The 20,117-nt window shown below is 68.2% G+C and carries 16 protein-coding genes; 8 read left to right on the top strand and 8 right to left on the bottom strand.

Annotation, left to right across the window (positions count from 1 at the left end; all coding sequences use genetic code 11):
• Window positions 1-342: 342 nt before the first annotated feature.
• Genes RMP06_RS02945 through RMP06_RS02935 form a run of 3 tightly spaced genes read left to right on the top strand, consistent with a single transcriptional unit; the run spans window position 343 to window position 5,194 of the window.
• Window positions 343-2,265: a PrkA family serine protein kinase gene (locus tag RMP06_RS02945; RefSeq protein WP_310460280.1), complete on the top strand. Its 1,923-nt coding sequence runs from the start codon at window positions 343-345 to the stop codon at window positions 2,263-2,265.
• Between the two features lie 59 nt (window positions 2,266-2,324).
• Window positions 2,325-3,617, top strand: coding sequence for a YeaH/YhbH family protein (locus RMP06_RS02940; protein ID WP_310460279.1), 1,293 nt, complete (start codon window positions 2,325-2,327; stop codon window positions 3,615-3,617).
• 5 nt (window positions 3,618-3,622) lie between these two features.
• A complete protein-coding gene (locus RMP06_RS02935) occupies window positions 3,623-5,194 on the top strand; it encodes a SpoVR family protein (protein WP_310460352.1) in 1,572 nt (523 codons plus the stop codon).
• Window positions 5,195-5,285: 91 nt separating this feature from the next.
• Here RMP06_RS02935 and RMP06_RS02930 read toward each other — a convergent pair whose 3' ends face one another.
• Entirely contained in the window at window positions 5,286-6,218 is a 933-nt protein-coding gene (locus tag RMP06_RS02930) for a hypothetical protein (protein WP_310460278.1), read from the bottom strand.
• 81 nt (window positions 6,219-6,299) lie between these two features.
• Window positions 6,300-7,688 (bottom strand): FAD-binding oxidoreductase, encoded by a 1,389-nt coding sequence (locus RMP06_RS02925; RefSeq protein ID WP_310460277.1) that lies wholly within the window; start codon window positions 7,686-7,688, stop codon window positions 6,300-6,302.
• 230 nt (window positions 7,689-7,918) lie between these two features.
• On the opposite strand from RMP06_RS02925, the gene RMP06_RS02920 reads away from it, so the two are divergent.
• The 5 genes from RMP06_RS02920 (at window position 7,919) to RMP06_RS02900 (ending at window position 13,153) form a co-directional block, all read left to right on the top strand.
• Window positions 7,919-8,113, top strand: coding sequence for a YgaP family membrane protein (locus RMP06_RS02920; protein WP_310460276.1), 195 nt, complete (start codon window positions 7,919-7,921; stop codon window positions 8,111-8,113).
• Between the two features lie 35 nt (window positions 8,114-8,148).
• Entirely contained in the window at window positions 8,149-8,727 is a 579-nt protein-coding gene (locus RMP06_RS02915; RefSeq protein ID WP_310460275.1) for a hypothetical protein, read from the top strand.
• 115 nt (window positions 8,728-8,842) lie between these two features.
• Window positions 8,843-9,877 carry an ABC transporter substrate-binding protein gene (locus RMP06_RS02910; protein WP_310460274.1) on the top strand — a complete coding sequence of 345 codons (1,035 nt, stop codon included), beginning with the start codon at window positions 8,843-8,845 and terminating at the stop codon, window positions 9,875-9,877.
• Window positions 9,878-9,893: 16 nt separating this feature from the next.
• The gene (locus tag RMP06_RS02905) at window positions 9,894-12,092 is read left to right on the top strand and encodes an ABC transporter permease (RefSeq protein ID WP_310460351.1); all 2,199 of its coding nucleotides are present in this window, start codon (window positions 9,894-9,896) and stop codon (window positions 12,090-12,092) included.
• A 2-nt stretch (window positions 12,093-12,094) separates the two neighbouring features.
• A complete protein-coding gene (locus tag RMP06_RS02900; protein WP_310460273.1) occupies window positions 12,095-13,153 on the top strand; it encodes an ABC transporter ATP-binding protein in 1,059 nt (352 codons plus the stop codon).
• A gap of 22 nt (window positions 13,154-13,175) precedes the next feature.
• Here RMP06_RS02900 and zwf read toward each other — a convergent pair whose 3' ends face one another.
• The 6 genes from zwf to glyQ form a co-directional block, all read right to left on the bottom strand.
• The gene (gene zwf / locus RMP06_RS02895; protein WP_310460272.1) at window positions 13,176-14,639 is read right to left on the bottom strand and encodes a glucose-6-phosphate dehydrogenase; all 1,464 of its coding nucleotides are present in this window, start codon (window positions 14,637-14,639) and stop codon (window positions 13,176-13,178) included.
• Window positions 14,640-14,735: 96 nt separating this feature from the next.
• A complete protein-coding gene (locus RMP06_RS02890) occupies window positions 14,736-15,536 on the bottom strand; it encodes a M48 family metallopeptidase (protein WP_310460271.1) in 801 nt (266 codons plus the stop codon).
• A 16-nt stretch (window positions 15,537-15,552) separates the two neighbouring features.
• Window positions 15,553-16,308 (bottom strand): lysophospholipid acyltransferase family protein, encoded by a 756-nt coding sequence (locus tag RMP06_RS02885; RefSeq protein ID WP_310460270.1) that lies wholly within the window; start codon window positions 16,306-16,308, stop codon window positions 15,553-15,555.
• 16 nt (window positions 16,309-16,324) lie between these two features.
• Window positions 16,325-16,963 carry a D-glycero-beta-D-manno-heptose 1,7-bisphosphate 7-phosphatase gene (gene gmhB, locus RMP06_RS02880; RefSeq protein ID WP_310460269.1) on the bottom strand — a complete coding sequence of 213 codons (639 nt, stop codon included), beginning with the start codon at window positions 16,961-16,963 and terminating at the stop codon, window positions 16,325-16,327.
• 1 nt (window position 16,964) lies between these two features.
• Window positions 16,965-19,109 (bottom strand): glycine--tRNA ligase subunit beta, encoded by a 2,145-nt coding sequence (gene glyS / locus RMP06_RS02875; protein ID WP_310460268.1) that lies wholly within the window; start codon window positions 19,107-19,109, stop codon window positions 16,965-16,967.
• A 2-nt stretch (window positions 19,110-19,111) separates the two neighbouring features.
• Window positions 19,112-20,077 carry a glycine--tRNA ligase subunit alpha gene (gene glyQ, locus RMP06_RS02870; protein WP_310460350.1) on the bottom strand — a complete coding sequence of 322 codons (966 nt, stop codon included), beginning with the start codon at window positions 20,075-20,077 and terminating at the stop codon, window positions 19,112-19,114.
• Window positions 20,078-20,117 lie beyond the last annotated feature (40 nt).

The raw sequence follows: 20,117 nt of genomic DNA, 5'->3' as shown, positions 1-20,117 counted from the left end.
CCGGTGTTGACCTCAGGCAGGCACAGGCATTGCAGGTGTCAACGCGGAAGGCCGTCCTGACGTAGTGGAATGGCAGGGGCTGGTGGTCAGTGATGGAAGTCGCGGCTCCCGGTGCACAAGTGGAAATGCCGCCCGAGGACCGGGTTCTTCCAGGGACCGCGCGGCTCAAGTTGAACGAAGCTGACATTGCCGAGTCACACAAACGCGGATCCACCGCGCTTGCAGACCAACGGAAAGTTCTGATGGCGCCTCGCACCCGGGTGCGGGACTCCATCAGATCTTCCCTGGTGGCGCGACACTGATCCTGTCGCCCATCGCCTGACTTCATACAGGAGGCCTGCAATGGACGTGATCAGCAATTTCGCCGCCCGCTACGAGCGTACCCGCGAGGAAGAAATCTCGCTGGAAGACTACCTCGACGAGTGCAAGCGCAACCCCTTGGCCTATGCCTCGGCTGCCGAGCGCATGCTCAAGGCCATCGGTGAGCCCAAGTCGATCGACACCCGCAACGACACCCGCCTGTCGCGGCTGTTCGCCAACAAGATCATCAAGATCTACCCCGCCTTCACCGAGTTCTACGGCATGGAGGACGCGATCGAGCAGGTCGTTTCCTACTTCCGCCACGCCGCGCAAGGGCTGGAGGAAAGGAAGCAGATCCTCTACCTGCTCGGCCCGGTGGGCGGCGGCAAGAGCTCCATTGCCGAGCGCCTGAAACAGCTCATGCAGGAGGTGCCGTTCTACGCGATCAAGGGCTCGCCGGTGAACGAATCGCCGCTGGGCCTGTTCGATCCGGTCGAAGACGGCGCCGTGCTGGAGAAGGAGTACGGCATCCCGGTGCGTTACCTCAACCGCGTGATGAGCCCGTGGGCGGTCAAGCGTCTCGAAGAGTTCGGCGGCGACATCCGCCGCTTCAAGGTGGTCAAGCGCTACCCGTCGATCCTCAAGCAGGTCGGCATCGCCAAGACCGAGCCGGGTGACGAGAACAACCAGGACATCAGTGCGCTGGTCGGCAAGGTGGACATCCGCAAGCTGGAAACCTACGCGCAGGACGACCCGGACGCCTACAGCTACTCGGGTGGCCTGTGCCTGGCCAACCAGGGGCTGCTGGAGTTCGTGGAAATGTTCAAGGCGCCGATCAAGGTGCTGCACCCGCTGCTGACCGCGACACAGGAAGCCAACTTCAAGGGCACGGAAGGCTTTGGCGCCATCCCCTTCGACGGGATCGTGCTGGCCCACAGCAACGAGAGCGAGTGGAAGACCTTCCGCAACAACAAGAACAACGAAGCCTTCCTGGACCGGATCTACATCGTCAAGGTGCCGTACTGCCTGCGGGTGTCCGAGGAAGTGAAGATCTACGAGAAGCTGCTGCGCGGCTCGTCGCTGGCCGGGGCGACCTGCGCGCCGGGCACGCTGAAGATGATGAGCCAGTTCGCCATGCTCACCCGCCTGAAAGAGCCGGAGAACTCCAGCCTCTACAGCAAGATGATGATCTACGACGGCGAGAACCTGAAGGACACCGACCCGCGCGCCAAGAGCTACCAGGAGTACCGCGACTACGCCGGCGTCGACGAGGGCATGAGCGGGATCTCGACGCGCTTCGCCTACAAGATCCTGTCCAAGGTCTTCAACTTCGACAACACCGAGCTGGCCGCCAACCCGGTGCATCTGATGTACGTGCTGGAAAAGCAGATCGAGCGCGAGCAGTTCCCTGCCGAAACCGAATCGAAGTACATCGGTTACATCAAGGAGCTGCTGGCCCCGCGTTACGCCGAGTTCATCGGCAAGGAGATCCAGACCGCCTACCTGGAGAGCTACTCGGAGTACGGCCAGAACATCTTCGACCGCTACGTGACCTACGCCGACTACTGGATCCAGGACCAGGAGTACCGCGACACCGACACGGGTGAAGTCTTCGACCGCGGGTCGCTGAACGGCGAGCTGGAGAAGATCGAGAAGCCCGCGGGCATCTCCAACCCGAAGGACTTCCGCAACGAGATCGTCAACTTCGTGCTGCGGGCCCGTGCCCACAACGGCGGCAAGAACCCGGTCTGGACCAGCTACGAGAAGCTGCGTGCCGTGATCGAGAAGAAGATGTTCTCGAACACCGAGGAGTTGCTGCCGGTCATCAGCTTCAACGCCAAGGCCAGCCACGACGAGGCCAAGAAGCACGAGGATTTCGTGAATCGCATGGTGCAGAAGGGCTACACATCCAAGCAGGTCCGCCTGCTGTGCGAGTGGTACCTGCGCGTGCGCAAGTCGAGCTGAGGCCCCGGCCGCCCTGGCTCCGGGAGGCACCGGGGCAGCCAACCATTGCAAGGTGAACCATGTTCCAGCAGATCATCGACCGCAGGCTCTCCGGCAAGAACAAGTCGATCGGCAACCGCGAGCGCTTCCTGCGTCGTTACAAGGACCAGATCAGGGGGGCCGTGCGCCGGGCCATCGACGGGCGCGGCATCCGCGACCTGGAGCGTGGCGAGGACATCCACATCCCGAAGAAGGACATCAGCGAGCCGGTCTTCCACCACGGGCAGGGCGGCCAGCGTGACATGGTCCACCCCGGCAACCAGGACTACGTGGCCGGCGACCGCATCAAGCGGCCCAAGGGCGGCGGCGCCGGTGGCGGCTCGGGTCAGGGGCAGGCGAGCGACTCCGGCGAAGGCGAGGACGATTTTGTCTTCTCCCTGAGCAAGGAAGAGTTCATGCAGGTCTTCTTCGAGGACCTGGCGCTGCCGCACCTCATCCGCACCCAGATCGCCGAGACGCCCGAGTGGAAGAGCCACCGTGCCGGCTTCACCAACGACGGCACGCCCAGCAACCTGCACATCGTGCGCTCGATGCGCGGCGCGCTCGGTCGGCGCATCGCGCTGGGCAACGACAGCCGGCGCGAGCTGCGCCACCTCGAACACCAGCTCGCCGAACTGCAGGCGCATCCGCACCCCACCGACCTGCTCGCCGAAAAGGTGCTGCTGGACCTGCAGGCCCGCATCGCCGAGTTGCGCACGCGGCTCGGCCGCATCCCCTTCCTCGACCCGATCGACCTGCGTTTCCGCAGCCGCGTGAAGGTGCCGGTGCCGACGTCCAAGGCGGTGATGTTCTGCGTGATGGACGTGTCCGGCTCGATGGACGAAGGGCGCAAGGAGCTGTCCAAGCGCTTCTTCATCCTGCTCTACCTGTTCCTGACCCGGCACTACGAGAAGATCGACATCGTCTTCATCCGCCACCACACGCAGGCGCAGGAGGTGGACGAGCAGGGCTTCTTCCACTCGACCGAAACCGGCGGCACGGTGGTGTCCAGCGCGCTGGTGCTGATGGAGGAGATCATCCGCGCCCGCTACCCCAGCGACCAGTGGAACATCTACGGCGCCCAGGCCAGCGACGGCGACAACTGGCACCACGACTCGGGCCGCTGCCGCGAGATCCTGCAGAACAAGATCCTGCCGCTGTGCCGCTACTACGCCTATGTGCAGGTGGCCGAGCCCGAGCAGAACCTGTGGGACGAATATGTCCGGCTCGCCGAGGTGTCGGGACCGCATTTCGCGATGCGCAAGGTGACGAGCGCCGACCAGATCTACCCGGTGTTCCGTGACCTGTTCAAGAAGGAAGGAGCCACCGCATGAAATCGATGCCCATGCCCGCCGTCGCCATGAAGGATCTGCACGACGGCCCGCTCCCGGCGCCCGAGCGTGCGGCCGAGCCGCTGCCCAGCCCGAGCGACTGGAGCTTCGAGCTGATCGATCAGTACCACCACGTGATCCGCCGCACCGCGGCCCGCTTCGGCCTTGACACCTATCCCAACCAGCTGGAGATCATCACCGCCGAGCAGATGATGGACGCCTACGCCAGCGTCGGCATGCCGGTGAACTACCGCCACTGGAGCTACGGCAAGGAGTTCATCTCCACCGAAAAGAACTACAAGCGCGGCCACATGGGCCTGGCCTACGAGATCGTCATCAACTCGAATCCCTGCATCAGCTACCTGATGGAGGAGAACTCGATGCCGATGCAGGCCCTCGTCATCGCCCACGCCGCCTACGGCCACAACAGCTTCTTCAAGGGCAACTACCTGTTCCGGATGTGGACGGATGCGGCGTCGATCATCGACTACCTCGTCTACGCCAAGCACTACGTCGCCGACTGCGAGGAGCGCCACGGCATCGACACCGTGGAGGCTTTCCTCGACAGCTGCCACGCGCTGATGAACCACGGCGTGGACCGCTACCGCCGCCCGAGCAAGAAGACCCTCGCGCAGGAACTCTCCGAGCGCAAGGACCGCGAGGCCTATGCCCAGCAGCAGGTCAACGACCTCTGGCGCACGTTGCCCCGGCGCGCCGAGAAGGCCGAGGAAGCGCTCGGCAACCGCCGCTTCCCCGAGGAGCCGCAGGAGAACCTGCTGTACTTCTTCGAGAAGAACGCCCCGCTGCTCGAACCCTGGCAGCGCGAGATCGTGCGCATCGTGCGCAAGGTGGCGCAGTACTTCTATCCGCAGCGGCAGAGCCAGGTCATGAACGAAGGCTGGGCCACCTTCTGGCACCACCGGCTGCTCAACACGATGTACGACGACGGCCACCTCACCGACGGCGTGATGATCGAGTGGCTCAAGTCGCACACCAACGTGGTCTACCAGCCGCGCGTGGGTGACCGGGGCTACAGCGGCATCAACCCCTACGCGCTCGGTTTCGCGATGTACACCGACATCAAGCGCATCTGCGAGGAGCCGACCGACGAGGACCGCCAGTGGTTCCCCGAGCTGGCCGGCACGCCGTGGCTGCCCGCGTTCGACCAGGCGATGCGCAACTTCAAGGACGAGAGCTTCATCGGCCAGTACCTCAGCCCCAAGCTGATGCGCGACCTGCGCCTGTTCGCGCTGCACGACGACGAGAAGCAGTCCGAGATCGAGGTCAGCGCCATCCACGACGACAGCGGCTACCGGCGCGTGCGCGAGATGCTGTCACGGCAATACGACCTCGGCAGCCGCGAGCCGAACATCCAGGTCTGGAACGTCAACCTGCGCGGCGACCGCTCGCTGACGCTGCGGCATTTTCAGCACCAGGACCGCCCGCTGGCCGACAGTGCCGTCGAGGTACTCAAGCACGTGGCGCGGCTGTGGGGTTTCGCGGTGTTCCTGGAGAGCGTCAACGGCAAGGGCGACGTGACGAAGCGGTGGGGTGTGCCGGCGCCAGCATCGTCGAACTGACCCTGTACCACCCATGCGGCCAAGCAGAAGGCCAGAAGGCCAGAAGGCCGACCCGTTACCGGGTCGGCCTTCTGCTTTCTGGGAGAGCGAATCAGCCCGTGAACCGCGTGACCGCCAGCATCAGCCCGATCAGCGCCAGTCCGGACACCCCCGCGATGCCCAGCGTGAGCTTCTTCAGCCGGTCCTGCATCCGGGCCTGCTCGGCGGCGCGGTCCTCGGTCAGCGCGGTGATCCGGGACTGCAGCGCGTCCTGCGCCATGCGGTGCTGCGAGAGCAGGTCACCCATGTCCTCGACCCGGTTGTGCTCGTGGTCGAGCTGCCGCTGCATCAGCGCCAGGTCATCGGCCAGCAGGCGCTCGGCCTGGTCGCGGGCGTCGGTGTCGGCGCGCACGGCGTTGCGCAAGGTCTCCACCTTGGTGTTCTGCGCGTCGGCGATGGTCTGCACCCATTCGCAGGCGGTATCGACGCGCGCCGTGGCGTCCGTCAGCGTCTGCTTGATCTGCGCCTGCAGCTCCTCGCGGGTCTTGCGGCTGTCCTGACCGGCTTCGGTGAGGCGCTGGGTCGAGGCCACCAGTCCGTTGCGCAACTCCAGCAGCTGGCGCATGACCTGCTGCATCTCGGTGCTGTGGACGCCCTGCGCCTGCTGGTGCTCGGCCAGCGTGGCATGCGCCTGCTTGACCTTCTGCTGCAGCGTGCGGGTGGCCGTCTGCTGCGAGCCGAGCGCGTCCTGCTGGCGCTGGAGCTGTTGCGACTGCACCACCGACAGCACGACCAGCTGTCCCAGCGTCTTGGCCAGTGCCGAGACCTCCAGATCCGCTGTGCCCGGCCGGTGGTCGCCCGCAGCGATGGCCTGCCACAGCGGCTGCAGCGAATCGTGCATTCCGACGGGGCCATGGATGCGCTGGAAATCGTCCAGCCGCCGGAAGTGGCGGCGGAAGTCGTTGACGATGCCGTCGAAATCCGCGTTCTGCAGGACGTCCTGCGGCACGTTGATTTGGGCGATCTGGCTGATGATTTCGGACATGGCCCATTCTAGGAAGCCTGCCGATCAGTCTGGGGGCCGATATCGCGGGACGATCTGACGCAATCTCAGGCTTTGCGCCGCTCACACCGCAAAGATCTTCCCCGGATTCATGATGTCCTTCGGGTCCAGCGCCTGCTTGATCGCCCGCATCAGCCCGACCGCGCCCGCGCCAGCCTCGTCGAGCAGGAAGCCCATCTTGTGCAGCCCCACGCCGTGCTCGCCGCTGCAGGTGCCTTCCATGCGCAGCGTGCGCTCGACCAGCCGGTGGTTCAGCACCTCGGCGAGTTCGCGTTCGGCGGGCTGGTCGGGGTCGATCAGGTAGCCGAAGTGGAAGTTGCCGTCGCCGACGTGGCCGACGAGGAAGTAGGGCAGGCCGCTCGCATCGACATCGGCCACCGATTCGGCGATCAGCTCGGCCAGCCGCGAGATCGGCACGCACGCGTCCGTGGACATCGCCCGGCAGCCCGGCCGGCTCTGGATCGCGGCGAAGTAGGCGTGGTGGCGGGCGGTCCACAGCCGGGTGCGCTCCTCCGGGGTCGAGGCCCACTCGAAGGCTTCGCCGCCGTGCTCGGCGGCGATGTCCTGCACCGTCTGCGCCTGCTCGGCCACGCTGGCGGGCGAGCCGTGGAACTCCATCAGCAGCATCGGTCGCTCGGCAAGCCCCAGGCCGCTGTGGCGGTTGACCAGCCCGACGGTGTTGGCGTCCACCAGCTCGACGCGCGCGATCGGCACGCCCATCTGGATCGTCATGATCGTGGTCTGCACCGCCGCGTCGATGCTCGGGAAATGGCAGATCGCCGCCGACACGGCCTCGGGCAGCGGGTAGAGCTTGAGCGTGACCTCGGTCATCACGCCCAGCGTGCCCTCGCTGCCGACGAACAGCCGCGTCAGGTCGTAGCCGGCGGCGGACTTGCGTGCCCGCGTGCCGGTGTGGATCCACTCGCCGGACGCGGTGACGACGCCCAGGCCCAGCACGTTCTCGCGCATCGTGCCGTAGCGCACCGCGTTGGTCCCTGAGGCGCGGGTGGCCGCCATGCCGCCTAGCGAGGCGTCGGCGCCGGGGTCGATCGGGAAGAACAGGCCCGTGTCGCGGATCTCGCGGTTGAGCTGCGTGCGGGTGACGCCGGCCTGCACGGTGACGGTCAGGTCTTCCGCGTTGACGCGCAGCACGCGGTTCATGCGCGAGAGGTCCAGGCTGATGCCGCCCTGCACCGCCAGCAGGTGCCCTTCGAGCGACGAGCCGACCCCGAACGGGATCACCGGCACCTCGTGGCGGTCGGCCAGCTTGACCGCGTCGATCACGTCCTCGTTCGATTCGCAGAAGACCACGGCGTCGGGCGGCGCGGCGTCGTAGGCGGACTCGTCGCGGCCGTGCTGGTCGCGCACCGCCTGGGCGGTCGAGCAGCGGTCGCCGAAGCGGTCGCGCAGGGCCTGCAGCATCGCGTCGGGCATCGGGCGGTGGGCGTTCATGGGGCGTCTCCGGTCTGTTTCTGGGTGAGGGCGTGATGATGCCTGCGGTGCCGTTCTTTGGCACGCCGGCGGGGCGCAGGGTTGGGCATCGGTGCATACCCTGCAGGGTGATTCAACGTGATCCACATCACGAATAATGGCCCGGCGGGGGCCACAATCTCCCTGCATGCCGACCGAGTGGTCGGTGCTCTGACGTTCTGATTGGCGTTTGGATTCACCAGGAGACTCGCATGAACATCAATGTTGGCGGCGCGGACCGCATCCTCCGCATCGTGGTCGGTCTGGTCCTGATTCTGCTGGCGCTGTCCGGCCAGATCGGGGCCTGGGGCTGGATCGGCGTCGTGCCGCTGGCGACCGGGTTGTTCCGCATGTGCCCGCTGTACTCGCTGCTCGGCATGAACACCTGCCCCGTGTCGCCGAAATAGGCGGCCGCCCCGGCAGCGCAGGCAAAATCCTGCGCATGCCTTGCCTTGACGCCACGATTCCTGCCTTTTCCCTGGCCTTCACCTTCGCGATGGGCTTTGCGTTGCCGGACCCTGCTGCCGCCCAGGCGGCGTGGACGGTGGAACTCGCGCCGGGCCTGGCGTCGGATGCCGAGGCTGGGCGCTCGGCAGGCGGGCGCGTGTCGGCCGGGGTGATGTGGTCGCTGGGTGCTGCGGGTGCATCGGCTGGCGTGGTGCTGGGAGCGGCGTCGTTCGGCGATACCCGCACCGGCCCGTGGGTGCAGCGCCACCGCCGCCACACCAGCGGCCCCTTCGCCGCCCTGCAAGCCGCCGTTCCCTTGGCCGAGGGCTGGCAGGCGCAGGCGCGCATCGGCCTCGGGCGCTGGCAGACGGCGCTGGTCACGTCGGTCAATGGCGCCGAGGTGTTCGAGTCCTCCGAGCCACATATCGGCCTGCTGCTGGGTGCCGGACTGACGTGCCGCCTGCCGATGGGATTGGGCGTGGTTGCGGCGGTCGATGTCGGGCAACACCGCTTCGACGGGCTGCCCACGGTGCGGCCGGTGCTGTGGTCGCTGGGGTTGTCTGCGACGTTCTGACCACAGGGTGACGCGCAGGCGACAACGCCGGCTGCCGGCCCGCTGGTTTTCCTCGTGGCGTCCCGGGGGGCGGGCTGACGACAATCGCTACAGCCCACCGCAGGAGGATTCCGCCATGCCCCACCCCATTCCATGCGCCGCAGCCCTCGCCGTGGCCGCGCTGTTTGCCACCCCCGCCGTGCAGGCGCAGGACGCTGGCCAGCTCAACGTCATCTGCTCGGTGCAGGCCGAGTGGTGCAACATGATCCAGACGGTGTTCACCAAGACCACGGGCGTCAAGGTCAACATGTCGCTCAAGGGTTCGGGCGAGGCGCTGGCGCAGCTCATCGCCGAGCGCGCCAACCCGAAGACCGACGTGTGGTTCGGCGGCACGGGCGATCCGCACCTGCAGGCGGCCGAGCAGGGGCTGTCGCTCGACTACAAGTCTCCGTCGCTGCCGCAGCTCCACGCCTGGGCGCAGCAGCAGGCCGAGCAGTCGAAGTTCCGCACCGTGGGCATCTACTCCGGCCCGCTCGGCTTTGGCTACAACACCGAGCTGATCGCCAAGAAGAAGCTGCCGATCCCGAAGACCTGGGCCGACCTGCTCAACCCGGCGTTCAAGGGCGAGATCCAGGTCGCCAACCCGGCCTCCAGCGGCACCGCCTACACGATGGTCGCCACGCTGGTGCAGCTCATGGGCGAGGAAAAGGCCTTCGAGTACATGAAGGCGCTGCACCGCAACATCAGCCAGTACACCCGCTCCGGCACCGGCCCGATCAAGGCGGCGGCGCGGGGCGAGACAACGGTGTCGATCAGCTTCGTGCATGACGGCCCCGGCGAGGCGATGCAGGGCTTCCCGATCGCCACCATCACCCCTGCCGACGGCACCGGCGCCGAGATCGGCTCCATGAGCCTCATCGACGGTGCCCGCAACCTGGCCAATGCCAAGCGTTTCTACGACTGGGCACTGACCGCCGGGGCGCAGGAAATGGGCGCGGCGGCCAAGCAGTTCCAGTTGCCGTCGAACAAGGCCGCCAAGGTCGATCCGCGGGTGCCGGATTTCAAGAAGATCAAGTTCATCCCCTACGACTACGCCAAGTACGGCTCCAGCACCGAGCGCAAGCGGCTGATCGCGCGCTGGGAGAAGGACGTCAATTCGCTGCCGCGCTGAGCCGGGCGGGGTGTCGATGCTGAACCGAGGGCAGGTGCAGGCGCGCCGGGCGGTGTTCGCCTGGGTGGGGTCGGGGCTGGCGGCGTGGGGGCTGCTGCCCTGGTACTTCCCGCAGGATCTGACGCTGTGGCAATCGCTCGCGGGTGCCTGGGGTGGCGCCGAGACGGCGAGCGCGCTGGTGCAGGCGCTGCGCCATGGCAAGCCGTGGCTGTGGAGCGGCGGCGTGGCCTTGCTGCTGGCGCTGGTCGGTGCGTGGCTGCCGAGCGGGCGGGCGCAGGGCCGCGTGCTGGTCACGGCGGCCGTGGCCGGGCTGGCGGGCGTGCTGGGCTGCGGGTTCGCCATCGGGGCGCGGGGCTGGTCGTTCGCCTGGTTGCAGGGGGTGTTCGGCGCCTTGCCCTCGGGGCAGTTCGGCATGGGGCTGGGCGGTGCCTGGGTGGCGCTGGTGCTGCTCATGCTGCTGGGCGCCGGGCTGGCGCGGCTCGGGCGCTTCCGGGGCGACCTGTTCGTGTCGTCTGCGGTGGTGCTGTGTGTGGCGCTGCTGTTGCTGTTTGTCGCGCTGCCGGTCGGCAAGAGCCTGATGGGCGCCTTTGTCGATGAGGACGGCGCATGGTCGGCACGCGTGCTGGCCGAGCGGCTCGGGCACGAGCGCATCTGGGGGCTGGGCTGCGTGGCGGGCGGCGTGCGCTGCGGGGTGGCGTGGAACACGCTGCTGCTGGCGCTGATGACGGCCACCGGCACGACCGTGATGGGCGCGCTGATCGCCCTCTACGCCGAGCGTGGCGCGCAGCGGCTGAGCCGCCCGCTGAACGTGCTGGCACTGCTGCCGATCATCACGCCGCCGTTCGTGGTCGGGCTGGGGCTGATCCTGCTGTTCGGCCGCGCCGGGCTGGTGAACCAGGCGCTGGAATGGGCCTTCGACATCCCGCCGACGCGCTGGTTCTACGGCCTGTTCGGCGTCTGGCTGGCGCAGATGTTCGCGTTCACGCCGATCGCGTTCATGGTCCTGCGCGGCGTGGTGCAGGGCATCAGCCCGTCGGTCGAGGAGGCGGCGCAGACGCTGCGGGCGTCGCGGCTGAAGACCTTCACGACGGTGACGCTGCCGCTGATGAAGCCGGGTCTGACGAACGCTTTCCTCGTCGGCTTCATCGAGAGCATGGCCGACTTCGGCAACCCGGTGGTCGTCGGCGGCCAGTACGCGCTGCTGTCCACCGACATCTTCTTCGCCATCGTCGGCGCGCAGTTCGACCAGGGCCGCGCGGCGTCGCTGGCGCTGATCCTGACCGGCTTCGCGCTGGCGGTGTTCTTCCTCCAGCAGCGGGTGCTCGGCCGTGTCGGCTACACGACGGTGACCGGCAAGGGCGACGCGGGCCTGGCGCTGCCGCTGCCGGACGTGGTGCGGCGACTGTGCGTGGGCGTGGCGGGACCGTGGCTGGCGTTCACGGTGGTCGTCTACCTGTTCGCCTTCGTCGGCGGTTTCGTGCAGACCTGGGGCCGCGACTACACGCCCACGCTGGCCCACCTGCGCACCGCGTTCGACCTGCAGTGGGGCGAACACGGCCTCGTCTGGGCGGGCACGGCGTGGAACTCGCTGTTCACCACGGTGCGGCTGGCGGCGATCGCAGCACCGCTGTGCGCCACGCTCGGCCTGTTGATCGCATGGCTGCTGGCGCGCACCCAGTTCGCGGGCCAGCGCGCGTTCGAGTTCGGCGCGCTGCTGGCGTTCGCCATTCCGGGCACGGTGCTGGGCATCAGCTACATCCTGGCGTTCAACGTGCCGCCGTTCGAGCTGACCGGCACCGGGCTGATCATCGTGCTGTGCTTCGTGTTCCGCAGCCTGCCGGTGGGCGTGCGTGCCGGCACCGCGAGCCTGCGCCAGCTCGACCCGTCGCTCGACGAGGCGTCCACCATGCTGCGCGCCAGCACGGCCACCACGCTGCGCCGCATCGTGCTGCCGCTGCTGCGCCCGGCGCTGGTGGCGGCACTCGTCTACAGCTTCGTGCGCAGCATGACCACCGTCTCGGCGGTGGTCTTCCTGGTGACGGCCGAGAACGAACTCGCCACCACCTACATCATCGGCCGCGTCGGCAACGGCGACTACGGCGTGGCGCTGGCCTACTGCACGGTGCTGATCGTGCTGATGTCGGGGGCCACGGCGCTGATCCAGCGGCTGGTCGGCGAGCGGCAACTGGGCCGGCGCGGCGTGCAGGGACACTGAACATGACAGACATCGGCATCGAATTCCGCCAGGTCACCAAGCGCTACGGCGACCGCCGCGCCCCGCTGGTGGTCCACGGCATCGACTTCACCGTCCGGCGCGGCACGCTCACGACGCTGCTCGGCCCCTCGGGCTGCGGCAAGACGACGGTGCTGCGCATGATCGCGGGGCTGGAGACGCCGACCTCGGGCCGCATCCTGATCGATGGCCAGGACGTGACCGACCTCGGCGCGGCCGAGCGCAACGTCAGCATGGTGTTCCAGAGCTACGCGCTGTTCCCGCACCTGAACGTCATCGAGAACGTGTCCTATGGGCTGACCGTGACCGGCGTGGCCCGCGCCGAAGTCGTGCAGCGGGCGCAGGCGGCGATGGCCAGCGTCGGCCTGTCGGGCTATGACCGGCGCCTGCCGGGCGAGCTGTCGGGCGGGCAGCAGCAGCGCGTGGCGGTGGCGCGGGCGCTGGTGCTGGAGCCAGCGGTGATGCTGTTCGACGAGCCGCTGTCGAACCTCGATGCCCGCCTGCGCCGCTCGATGCGCGAGGAGATCCGCACGCTGCAGCAGCGGCTGGGCCTGACCGTCGCTTACGTGACCCACGACCAGAGCGAGGCGCTGGCGGTGAGCGACCAGATCATCGTGATGGAGGCCGGCCGCATCGCGCAGGCTGGCACCCCGCAGCAGCTCTACGACCACCCGCAGACCGCGTTCGTGGCCGGGTTCATGGGCGAGGCGATGCTGTTCGACGGCGTGGCGGCGGTGGATGGGGCGGTGCGGCTCGGTCCGCTGACGGTGCAGGCCGATCGGTCGGTGCGCGCCGGGCCGGTGAAGATCGCCGTGCGGCCCGAGGCGTGGCAGGTCGGCCCGCCCGGCAGCGGCCCGCTCGATGGCACCCTCGTCAAGTCGAGCTACCTGGGCAGCGTGCGCGAGCTGACCGTGGCGACGGCGCTGGGCGAGGTGTTCGTCGTCGTGGCGGAAGCGGGCGCGGACGCCAGCCGGCCGGTGGGGGCGCCGGTCGGGCTGGCGCTGCGGCAGGTCGGGGTGTCGGTGGTGAACGCGGCGGATTGAACCGCCCGATCACCCCGCCGGTTCACCCGGCCTGGCCATTCGGATCGCGCCACGCCCGCTCGAAAGGCAGCCGCCAGGCGTGCGGCGCAATGAGCTGGTGCACCGCCTTCGGCCCCCACGAACCAGGGGCGTACAGCCGCACGGGTGGCGGGGATTCGAGCAACTGCGTCGAGACCTCCCACAGCCGCTCGATGCCCTCGGCGGTGGTGAACAGCGTGCGGTCGCCGCGCATCGCGTCGAGGATCAGCCGCTCGTAGGCTTCGAGCACGTCGCCGATCAGCCCGGTGTCGTGCATCGCGAACTGCAGGCTCAGCTTGTCCAGCCGCATGCCCGGCCCCGGGCGCTTGCCGTAGAACGACAGCGACATCTTCGAGGCGTCGGCCAGGTCGAAGGTCAGGTGGTCCGGCCCCTGCGAGCCCACGCCCGAGCCGGCGGGGAACATGCTCTTGGGTGGCTCGCGGAAGGCGATCGAGATGATGCGCTGGCCCTCGGCCAGGCGCTTGCCGGTGCGCAGGTAGAAGGGCACGCCCGCCCAGCGCCAGTTGTCGATGTGGCACTTCAGCGCGATGAAGGTCTCGGCGTCCGAGTCGGGATCGACGCCCTCCTCATGGCGGTAGCCGGTGTATTGCCCGCGCACCACCTCGCTCGGCTGGATCGGCAGCATGCTGCGAAAAACTTTGTTTTTTTCTTCGCTAATAGGAATCGGTTCCAGCGAGGTCGGCGGCTCCATCGCCATGAAGGCCAGGATCTGGAACAGGTGCGTCACCACCATGTCGCGGTAGGCACCGGTCTGCTCGTAGAAGCCGGCCCGCTTGCCCAGGCCCAGCGTCTCGGGCACGTCGATCTGGACATGGTCGATGAAGTTGCGGTTCCAGATCGGCTCGAACAGGCCGTTGGCGAAGCGGAAGGCGAGGATGTTCTGCGCCGGCTCCTTGCCCAGGAAGTGGTCGATGCGGAAGATCTGTTCCTCGGCGAACACCTCGTGCAGTTGCGAGTTCAGCGTGACCGCCGTGGCCAGGTTGGTGCCGAAGGGCTTTTCCATCACGATGCGCGAACGCTCCACCAGCCCAGCCGCACCCAGCAGCCGCACCGCCGACAACGCCGCGTTCGGCGGCACGCTCAGGTAGTGCAGCCGGCGGCATTCGGCGCCAAGACTGTGCTCCGCGCGGTCCACCGCGGCCTTCAGGGCATCGGCACCCGCCGACAGCGGCACGTAGTCCAGGCTGGCGGAAAACGCCTCCCAGTCGGCCTCCGAGACCTTGCGGCTGGAGAATTCGTCGAGCGAGCTGCGGGCGGCGCGGCGGAAGCCCTCGACATCGAGGTCATCCAGCGAGATGCCGATGATCCGGCAGCCGGGGATGAAGCCGACGCTGGACAGGTGGAACAGCCCCGGCAGCAGCTTGCGCCGCGCCAGATCGCCGGTGGCACCGAACAGAACGACCACCTGCGGAAACCGCGGACCGACACCGGGAGGAATCTTGGCCAAGGCACACCTCGTCTCGTGATGTTGAAGGCGATGGACGGTACGCTGATCGGCACCGGGGGATGCGGCGATATGCAAGTCCCGGACCCGTGAGCTTGTTCAATCGAAGACGGGCACCACGCCGTCCTTCAGCGTGCGCCGCCGGGCCTCGTAGTCGGGCATCACGGCGCGCACGATGGCCCAGAACGCCGGGCCGTGGTTCATCTCGTGCAGGTGGGCGAGTTCGTGGACCACGACGTAGTCGAGCGTGGTCAGCGGGAAGTGGATGAGCCGCCAGTTCAGCCGCACGCTGCCGTCGCTGCTGGCGCTGCCCCAGCGGGTGCGGGCGGAACTCAGGCGCAGCTGGGTGACCTGCACGCCCATCGCCGCGGCGTGGTGGGCGATGCGGGCCTCGAACAGCGCGCGGGCCTGCTGCTGCAGCCAGCGTTGCACGGTGTCGCGGATCTGTCCGGGCGTGGCCTGCGCGGGCAGGCGCAGGTGCAGGGTGCGCGGCTGGCCGAGCTGGGGCTGCGGCTCCTGCAGCACCGTGCGCGTCAGGTGGTGGTCGGTGGTGCAGATCCGCAGGTCTTCGCCGAGATAGGGCAGGCGGGCGCCGTCCCGCCAGTCGATGCGCGCCGCGTCGAGCTGCACCAGGCGCTGGCCCTGCTCGGCGAGCTTGCGCAGGATCCAGTCCGCCTTGAGCTGCACGGCGCCGTCGATCTGCGGCTGGCTGACCCAGCGCGGTGCGCTCACCGCCAGTCCGCGCGGGCCGACGACGAAGCCGATGGTGCGGCGCGTGGCGCGCTTGAGCAGGTAGCCCAGGTGCAGCCCGCCGAGCACCAGTTCGCGGTTGGCCTCGGCGGGGCGCAGCAGCGCTTCGGAGTGGGGCAGCCCGGTGTCGGCGGTGGGGCGGTGAGACACGGGGCGGCGCTCGCGGTCAGCCCGGCTGGGCGGGATAGGCCTCGGGATCGAGGCGGCGCATTTCTGCCTCGATCCACGACTCGACCTCGCGCATCAGCTCGTCCGGGCGGCGTCCTTGCGGATCGATCGGTCGCCCGATCGAGATGTCGATCGTGCCCGGCCGCAGCAGGAAGCTCTTGCGCGGCCAGCAGCGCGCGGACGTCACGGCGATCGGCACCAGCGGCGTGTTCGTCGTCACCGCCAGCCGCGAGGCGCCGGTCTTGTACTCGCCCTGGCTGCCACGCGGGGTGCGCGTGCCTTCCGGGAACATGATCATCCAGGTGCCCAGGCCCATGATGCGGGTGCCTTGTTCGACCACCTTGCGCCAGGCGTCGGAGCGGCGGCCGCGGTCGATGTGGACCATGTCCAGCCGCCCGATCGCCCAGCCGAAGAACGGAATCCACAGCAGTTCGCGCTTGAAGACGTAGGCCAGCGGGTGCGGCATGATCGCCGGGATGGCGAAGGTTTCCCAGGTGGACTGGTGCTTCGGCACCAGGATCACCGAGGCCTGGCCGTCCGCCGCCGTGGGCACGTTCTCCATGCCCTGCACGCGCCAGTGGACCCCGCAGATCCATTTCGCCCCCAGCACCGACAGTTTCAACCAGCCCGCACACAGCCAGTACAGCGGCGCACCCCGCGTGAAGACCGAGCCGATCACGGCGGCCAGGCTCCACGGGATCACCGTGACGATGAGCCAGAGGATGAAGACGGCAGAACGCAGGTAGAGGAGCATGGAGGGGTGGGTCGGTTCAAAGGGGTGCGCCGCCGCTGGCCAGGCGCTTGCCCTCGGCACGGGCGTCGCTGTGTTTCTTGCGTTCGGCACCGAGCAGGGCATCGGTGAAGGTGGCCAGGCTGGCGTGCACGACCAGACCGGGAATCTGGTCACGCAGCGCTTGCACGCCGGCGTCGTCGAGCATGGCCGCCTTGCCGGTGCGCACCAGGTGCGGCGCGCAGCCGACGGCGGTGCCGGCCTGCAGATCACGCAGTGTGTCGCCGACGGCCGGCACCGCCGACATGTCGTCCAGGCCGAAGCGTTCGCGGATGTCCTCGAACAGCCCTGGCAGCGGCTTGCGACAGCGGCAGGCGTCTTCCGGTGCGTGGGGGCAGAAGAACACGGCGTCGATGCGGCCCCCCAGTGGCGCCAGCAGTGCATTCATCTTCATGTGCATCTCGTTGAGCGTGTACATGTCGAACAGCCCGCGTCCCAGGCCCGACTGGTTGGTGGCGACAACGACGTGCCAGCCCGCCTGGTGCAGTTTCGCGATGGCCTCCAGCGCACCTGGAATCGGCACCCACTCGTCCGGCGACTTGACGAAATCGTCGCGGTCTTCGTTGATGGTGCCGTCACGGTCGAGGATGACCAGCCGGATCGGGCTGCGCTCGCCCATGTCAGCTCGCCAGCCGGGACAGGTCGGCGACGCGGTTCATCGCGCCGTGCAGCGTTTTCAGCAGACCCAGGCGGTTGGCGCGCAGGGCGGGGTCGTCCGCGTTGACCATCACGTCGTCGAAGAAGGCGTCCACCGGTGCCTTCAGTGCGGCGAGGGCCTGCAGGCTGGCGGCGTATTCGCCTTGCTCGAACAGCGTGTCGGCCTGCGGCTGCACCGACTGCAGCGCAGCGGCGAGTGCCTGCTCGGCAGCGTCCTGCAACAGCGCGGGATCGACCTTCGCCTCGACCGTGCCTTCGGCCTTCTTCAGGATGTTGCCGATGCGCTTGTTGGCGGCGGCCAGCGACGCGGCTTCCGGCAGCGCCGAGAACGCCCGCACCGCGGCGAGGCGGCGCGGGATGTCGCCCAGCCGGCTCGGCGCCAGCGCGAGCACGGCGTCCACTTCCTGCGCGCTGTAGCCCTGCTCGCGCAGCGACACCGACAGGCGATCGGCGAAGAAGGCACGTAGCGGGGTGCTCGGATCGGTGATCCGCTCGCCGAAGGCGGGCAGGGCGGCGCCGATCAGTTCGTTCAGGTCCAGCGGCAGGTTGTTCTCGACCAGGATGCGGATCACGCCCAGCGCATGGCGGCGCAGCGCGAAGGGATCCTTGTCGCCGGTGGGGAGTTGCCCGATGCCGAACAGCCCGACCAGCGTCTCCAGCTTGTCGGCCAGCGCCACGACCGTGCCGGTGTGGTTGCGCGGCAGCGCGTCGCCGGCGAAGCGCGGCTTGTAGTGGTCCTCGATGGCGATCGCCACGCCGTCGCGCAGGCCCTCATGGCGCGCGTAGTAGCCGCCCATGATCCCCTGCAGCTCCGGGAACTCGCCGACCATGTCGGTCAGCAGGTCGGTCTTGGCCAGCAGTGCGGCCTGCTGCACCTTGCTGTCGAGCACCTTGAAGTGGTCCTCGGCGTCCACCGTGAAAGGCAGCGTCGCCATGCTGAGCTGCTGCACGATGGCGTGGCCGATGGCGCGCACGCGCTCGGCGCGCTCGCCCTGGGTGCCCAGCTTGCCGTGGTAGACGACCTTGGACAGACCCTCGACGCGCGAGGCCAGCGTCTTCTTGCGGTCCTGGTCGAAGAAGAACTTGGCATCGGCCAGCCGCGGGCGCACGACGCGCTCGTTGCCCTGGACCACCGCGCTCGGGTCGGCCGGGCTGATGTTGCTGACGATCAGGAACTTGTGGGTCAGCCTGGCCGTGGCGTCCAGCAGCGGGAAATACTTCTGGTTTGCCTTCATCGTCAGGATGAGGCACTCCTGCGGCACGGCCAGGAACTCGGCCTCGAACTGGCAGGTCAGCACGTTCGGCCGCTCCACCAGCGCGGTGACCTCGTCCAGCAGCGCGTCGTCGTCGATCGGCTTCAGGCCTTCCTTCGCGGCGGCGGCGGTGAGCTGGCGCACGATCTCGGCGCGGCGGGCGTCGAAGCCGGCGATCACGGCGCCTTCGGTGGCGAGCTGCTCGGCGTAGGTGTCGGCGTGGCGCAGCGTGACGGTCGGGTGCGCGGCCTCGAAGCGGTGGCCGGTGGTCGTGCGGCCGGCAGTCAGGCCGAGGGTGGCGATGGGCACGATGTCGTCGCCGTGCAGCGCGACGAGCCCGTGGGCCGGGCGCACGAAGTTCACGCTCGACCAGCCGTCCGCGAGCTGGTAGGTCATGACCTTGGGGATCGGCAGCCTGGCGAGCGCCTCGTCGAGCGCCTTCTGCAGCCCTTCGGCCAGCGTGGCGCCGGTCACGACCGAGTCGAGGAACAGCGCCTCGGCCTTGCCATCGGGCAGGCGCTTCAGGCTCGGCACCACCGACGCATCGGCGCCCACCGCGGCGAGCTTCTTCAGCAGCGCGGGCGTGGGCTGGCCATCGGCGGTCAGTGCCACGGCGACGGGCATCAGCTTCTGCTGCACGGCCTTGTCGGCGGCCTGGGCCGCGACGCCGGTGACGTGGACCGCGAGGCGGCGCGGCGACGCAAACGGCGTCACCACGGCGTCGGTACCGGCCAGACCGCTGGCCTTCAGGCTGGCGGCCAGCGTGCCGGCAAACGATTCGCCCAGCTTCTTCAGCGCCTTGGGCGGGAGCTCTTCGACGAAGAGTTCGACGAGGAGGTTCTGCGTGGTCGTCATGGTCAGGCGGCCTTCTTCGAGTCGTTCTTGGCGTCGTTTTTGGCTTCGGCCTTGGCGGCCTCGGCGTCGATCTTCGCGATCACCTCGTCTGCCCAAGCCCTGGGCGCCATCGGGAAACCCAGGCGCTTGCGGCTGTCGAGGTAGGCGGCGGCCACGGCGCGGGCGAGGTTGCGGATGCGCCCGATGTAGGCGGCACGCTCGGTGACGCTGATCGCGCCGCGGGCGTCCAGCAGGTTGAAGGTGTGCGCGGCCTTCAGCACCTGCTCGTAGGCGGGCAGGGCCAGCTGCTGCGTCATCAGGTGCTGCGCATTGCCTTCGTGCGCGCCGAACGCGGTCAGCAGGAACTCGACGTTGCTGTGCTCGAAGTTGTAGGTGGACTGCTCGACCTCGTTCTGGTGGAACACGTCGCCGTACTTCAGGCCCGGTGCGTAGACGAGGTCATAGACGTTCTCCACGCCCTGCAGGTACATCGCCAGCCGCTCCAGCCCGTAGGTGATCTCGCCGGTGATGGGCTTGCAGTCGATGCCGCCGACCTGCTGGAAGTAGGTGAACTGCGTCACTTCCATGCCGTTGAGCCAGACCTCCCAGCCCAGGCCCCAGGCACCGAGCGTGGGGTTCTCCCAGTCGTCCTCGACGAAGCGGATGTCGTTCTTCTTCAGGTCGAAGCCGAGGGCCTCCAGCGAGCCGAGGTACAGCTCCAGGATGTTGGCCGGTGCGGGCTTGAGCACGACCTGGTACTGGTAATAGTGCTGCAGGCGGTTCGGGTTGTCACCGTAGCGGCCGTCCTTGGGGCGGCGGCTCGGCTGCACGTAGGCGGCCTTCCAGGGCTCGGGGCCGAGGGCGCGCAGGAAGGTGGCGGTGTGGCTGGTGCCGGCGCCGACTTCCATGTCGTAGGGCTGCAGCAGCGCACAGCCCTGGGCGTCCCAGTATTCCTGAAGGCGAAGAATGATGTGCTGGAAGGTCAGCATGGTGGTGGGCAGCTTGGAGGACTTGGAAGGACGTGGAGGA

Source organism: Sphaerotilus sp. (assembly GCF_031429695.1).
Lineage (GTDB): Bacteria > Pseudomonadota > Gammaproteobacteria > Burkholderiales > Burkholderiaceae_C > Sphaerotilus.
The sequence above is the reverse complement of the archived record's forward strand: the minus strand, read 5'-3'. Positions and strand labels throughout refer to the sequence as shown.

Bases quoted from the DNA above. Each gene is read 5' to 3' on its own strand.
- RMP06_RS02945 (WP_310460280.1), top strand. From the start codon at position 343: ATGGACGTGATCAGCAATTTCGCCGCCCGCTACGAGCGTACCCGCGAG.
- glyQ (WP_310460350.1), bottom strand. From the start codon at position 20,077: ATGCTGACCTTCCAGCACATCATTCTTCGCCTTCAGGAATACTGGGAC.
- RMP06_RS02930 (WP_310460278.1), bottom strand. From the start codon at position 6,218: ATGTCCGAAATCATCAGCCAGATCGCCCAAATCAACGTGCCGCAGGAC.
- RMP06_RS02885 (WP_310460270.1), bottom strand. From the start codon at position 16,308: ATGCTCCTCTACCTGCGTTCTGCCGTCTTCATCCTCTGGCTCATCGTC.
- RMP06_RS02925 (WP_310460277.1), bottom strand. From the start codon at position 7,688: ATGAACGCCCACCGCCCGATGCCCGACGCGATGCTGCAGGCCCTGCGC.
- glyS (WP_310460268.1), bottom strand. From the start codon at position 19,109: ATGACGACCACGCAGAACCTCCTCGTCGAACTCTTCGTCGAAGAGCTC.
- RMP06_RS02935 (WP_310460352.1), top strand. From the start codon at position 3,623: ATGCCCATGCCCGCCGTCGCCATGAAGGATCTGCACGACGGCCCGCTC.
- RMP06_RS02905 (WP_310460351.1), top strand. From the start codon at position 9,894: ATGCTGAACCGAGGGCAGGTGCAGGCGCGCCGGGCGGTGTTCGCCTGG.
- RMP06_RS02920 (WP_310460276.1), top strand. From the start codon at position 7,919: ATGAACATCAATGTTGGCGGCGCGGACCGCATCCTCCGCATCGTGGTC.
- RMP06_RS02915 (WP_310460275.1), top strand. From the start codon at position 8,149: ATGCCTTGCCTTGACGCCACGATTCCTGCCTTTTCCCTGGCCTTCACC.
- RMP06_RS02940 (WP_310460279.1), top strand. From the start codon at position 2,325: ATGTTCCAGCAGATCATCGACCGCAGGCTCTCCGGCAAGAACAAGTCG.
- RMP06_RS02900 (WP_310460273.1), top strand. From the start codon at position 12,095: ATGACAGACATCGGCATCGAATTCCGCCAGGTCACCAAGCGCTACGGC.
- RMP06_RS02910 (WP_310460274.1), top strand. From the start codon at position 8,843: ATGCCCCACCCCATTCCATGCGCCGCAGCCCTCGCCGTGGCCGCGCTG.
- gmhB (WP_310460269.1), bottom strand. From the start codon at position 16,963: ATGGGCGAGCGCAGCCCGATCCGGCTGGTCATCCTCGACCGTGACGGC.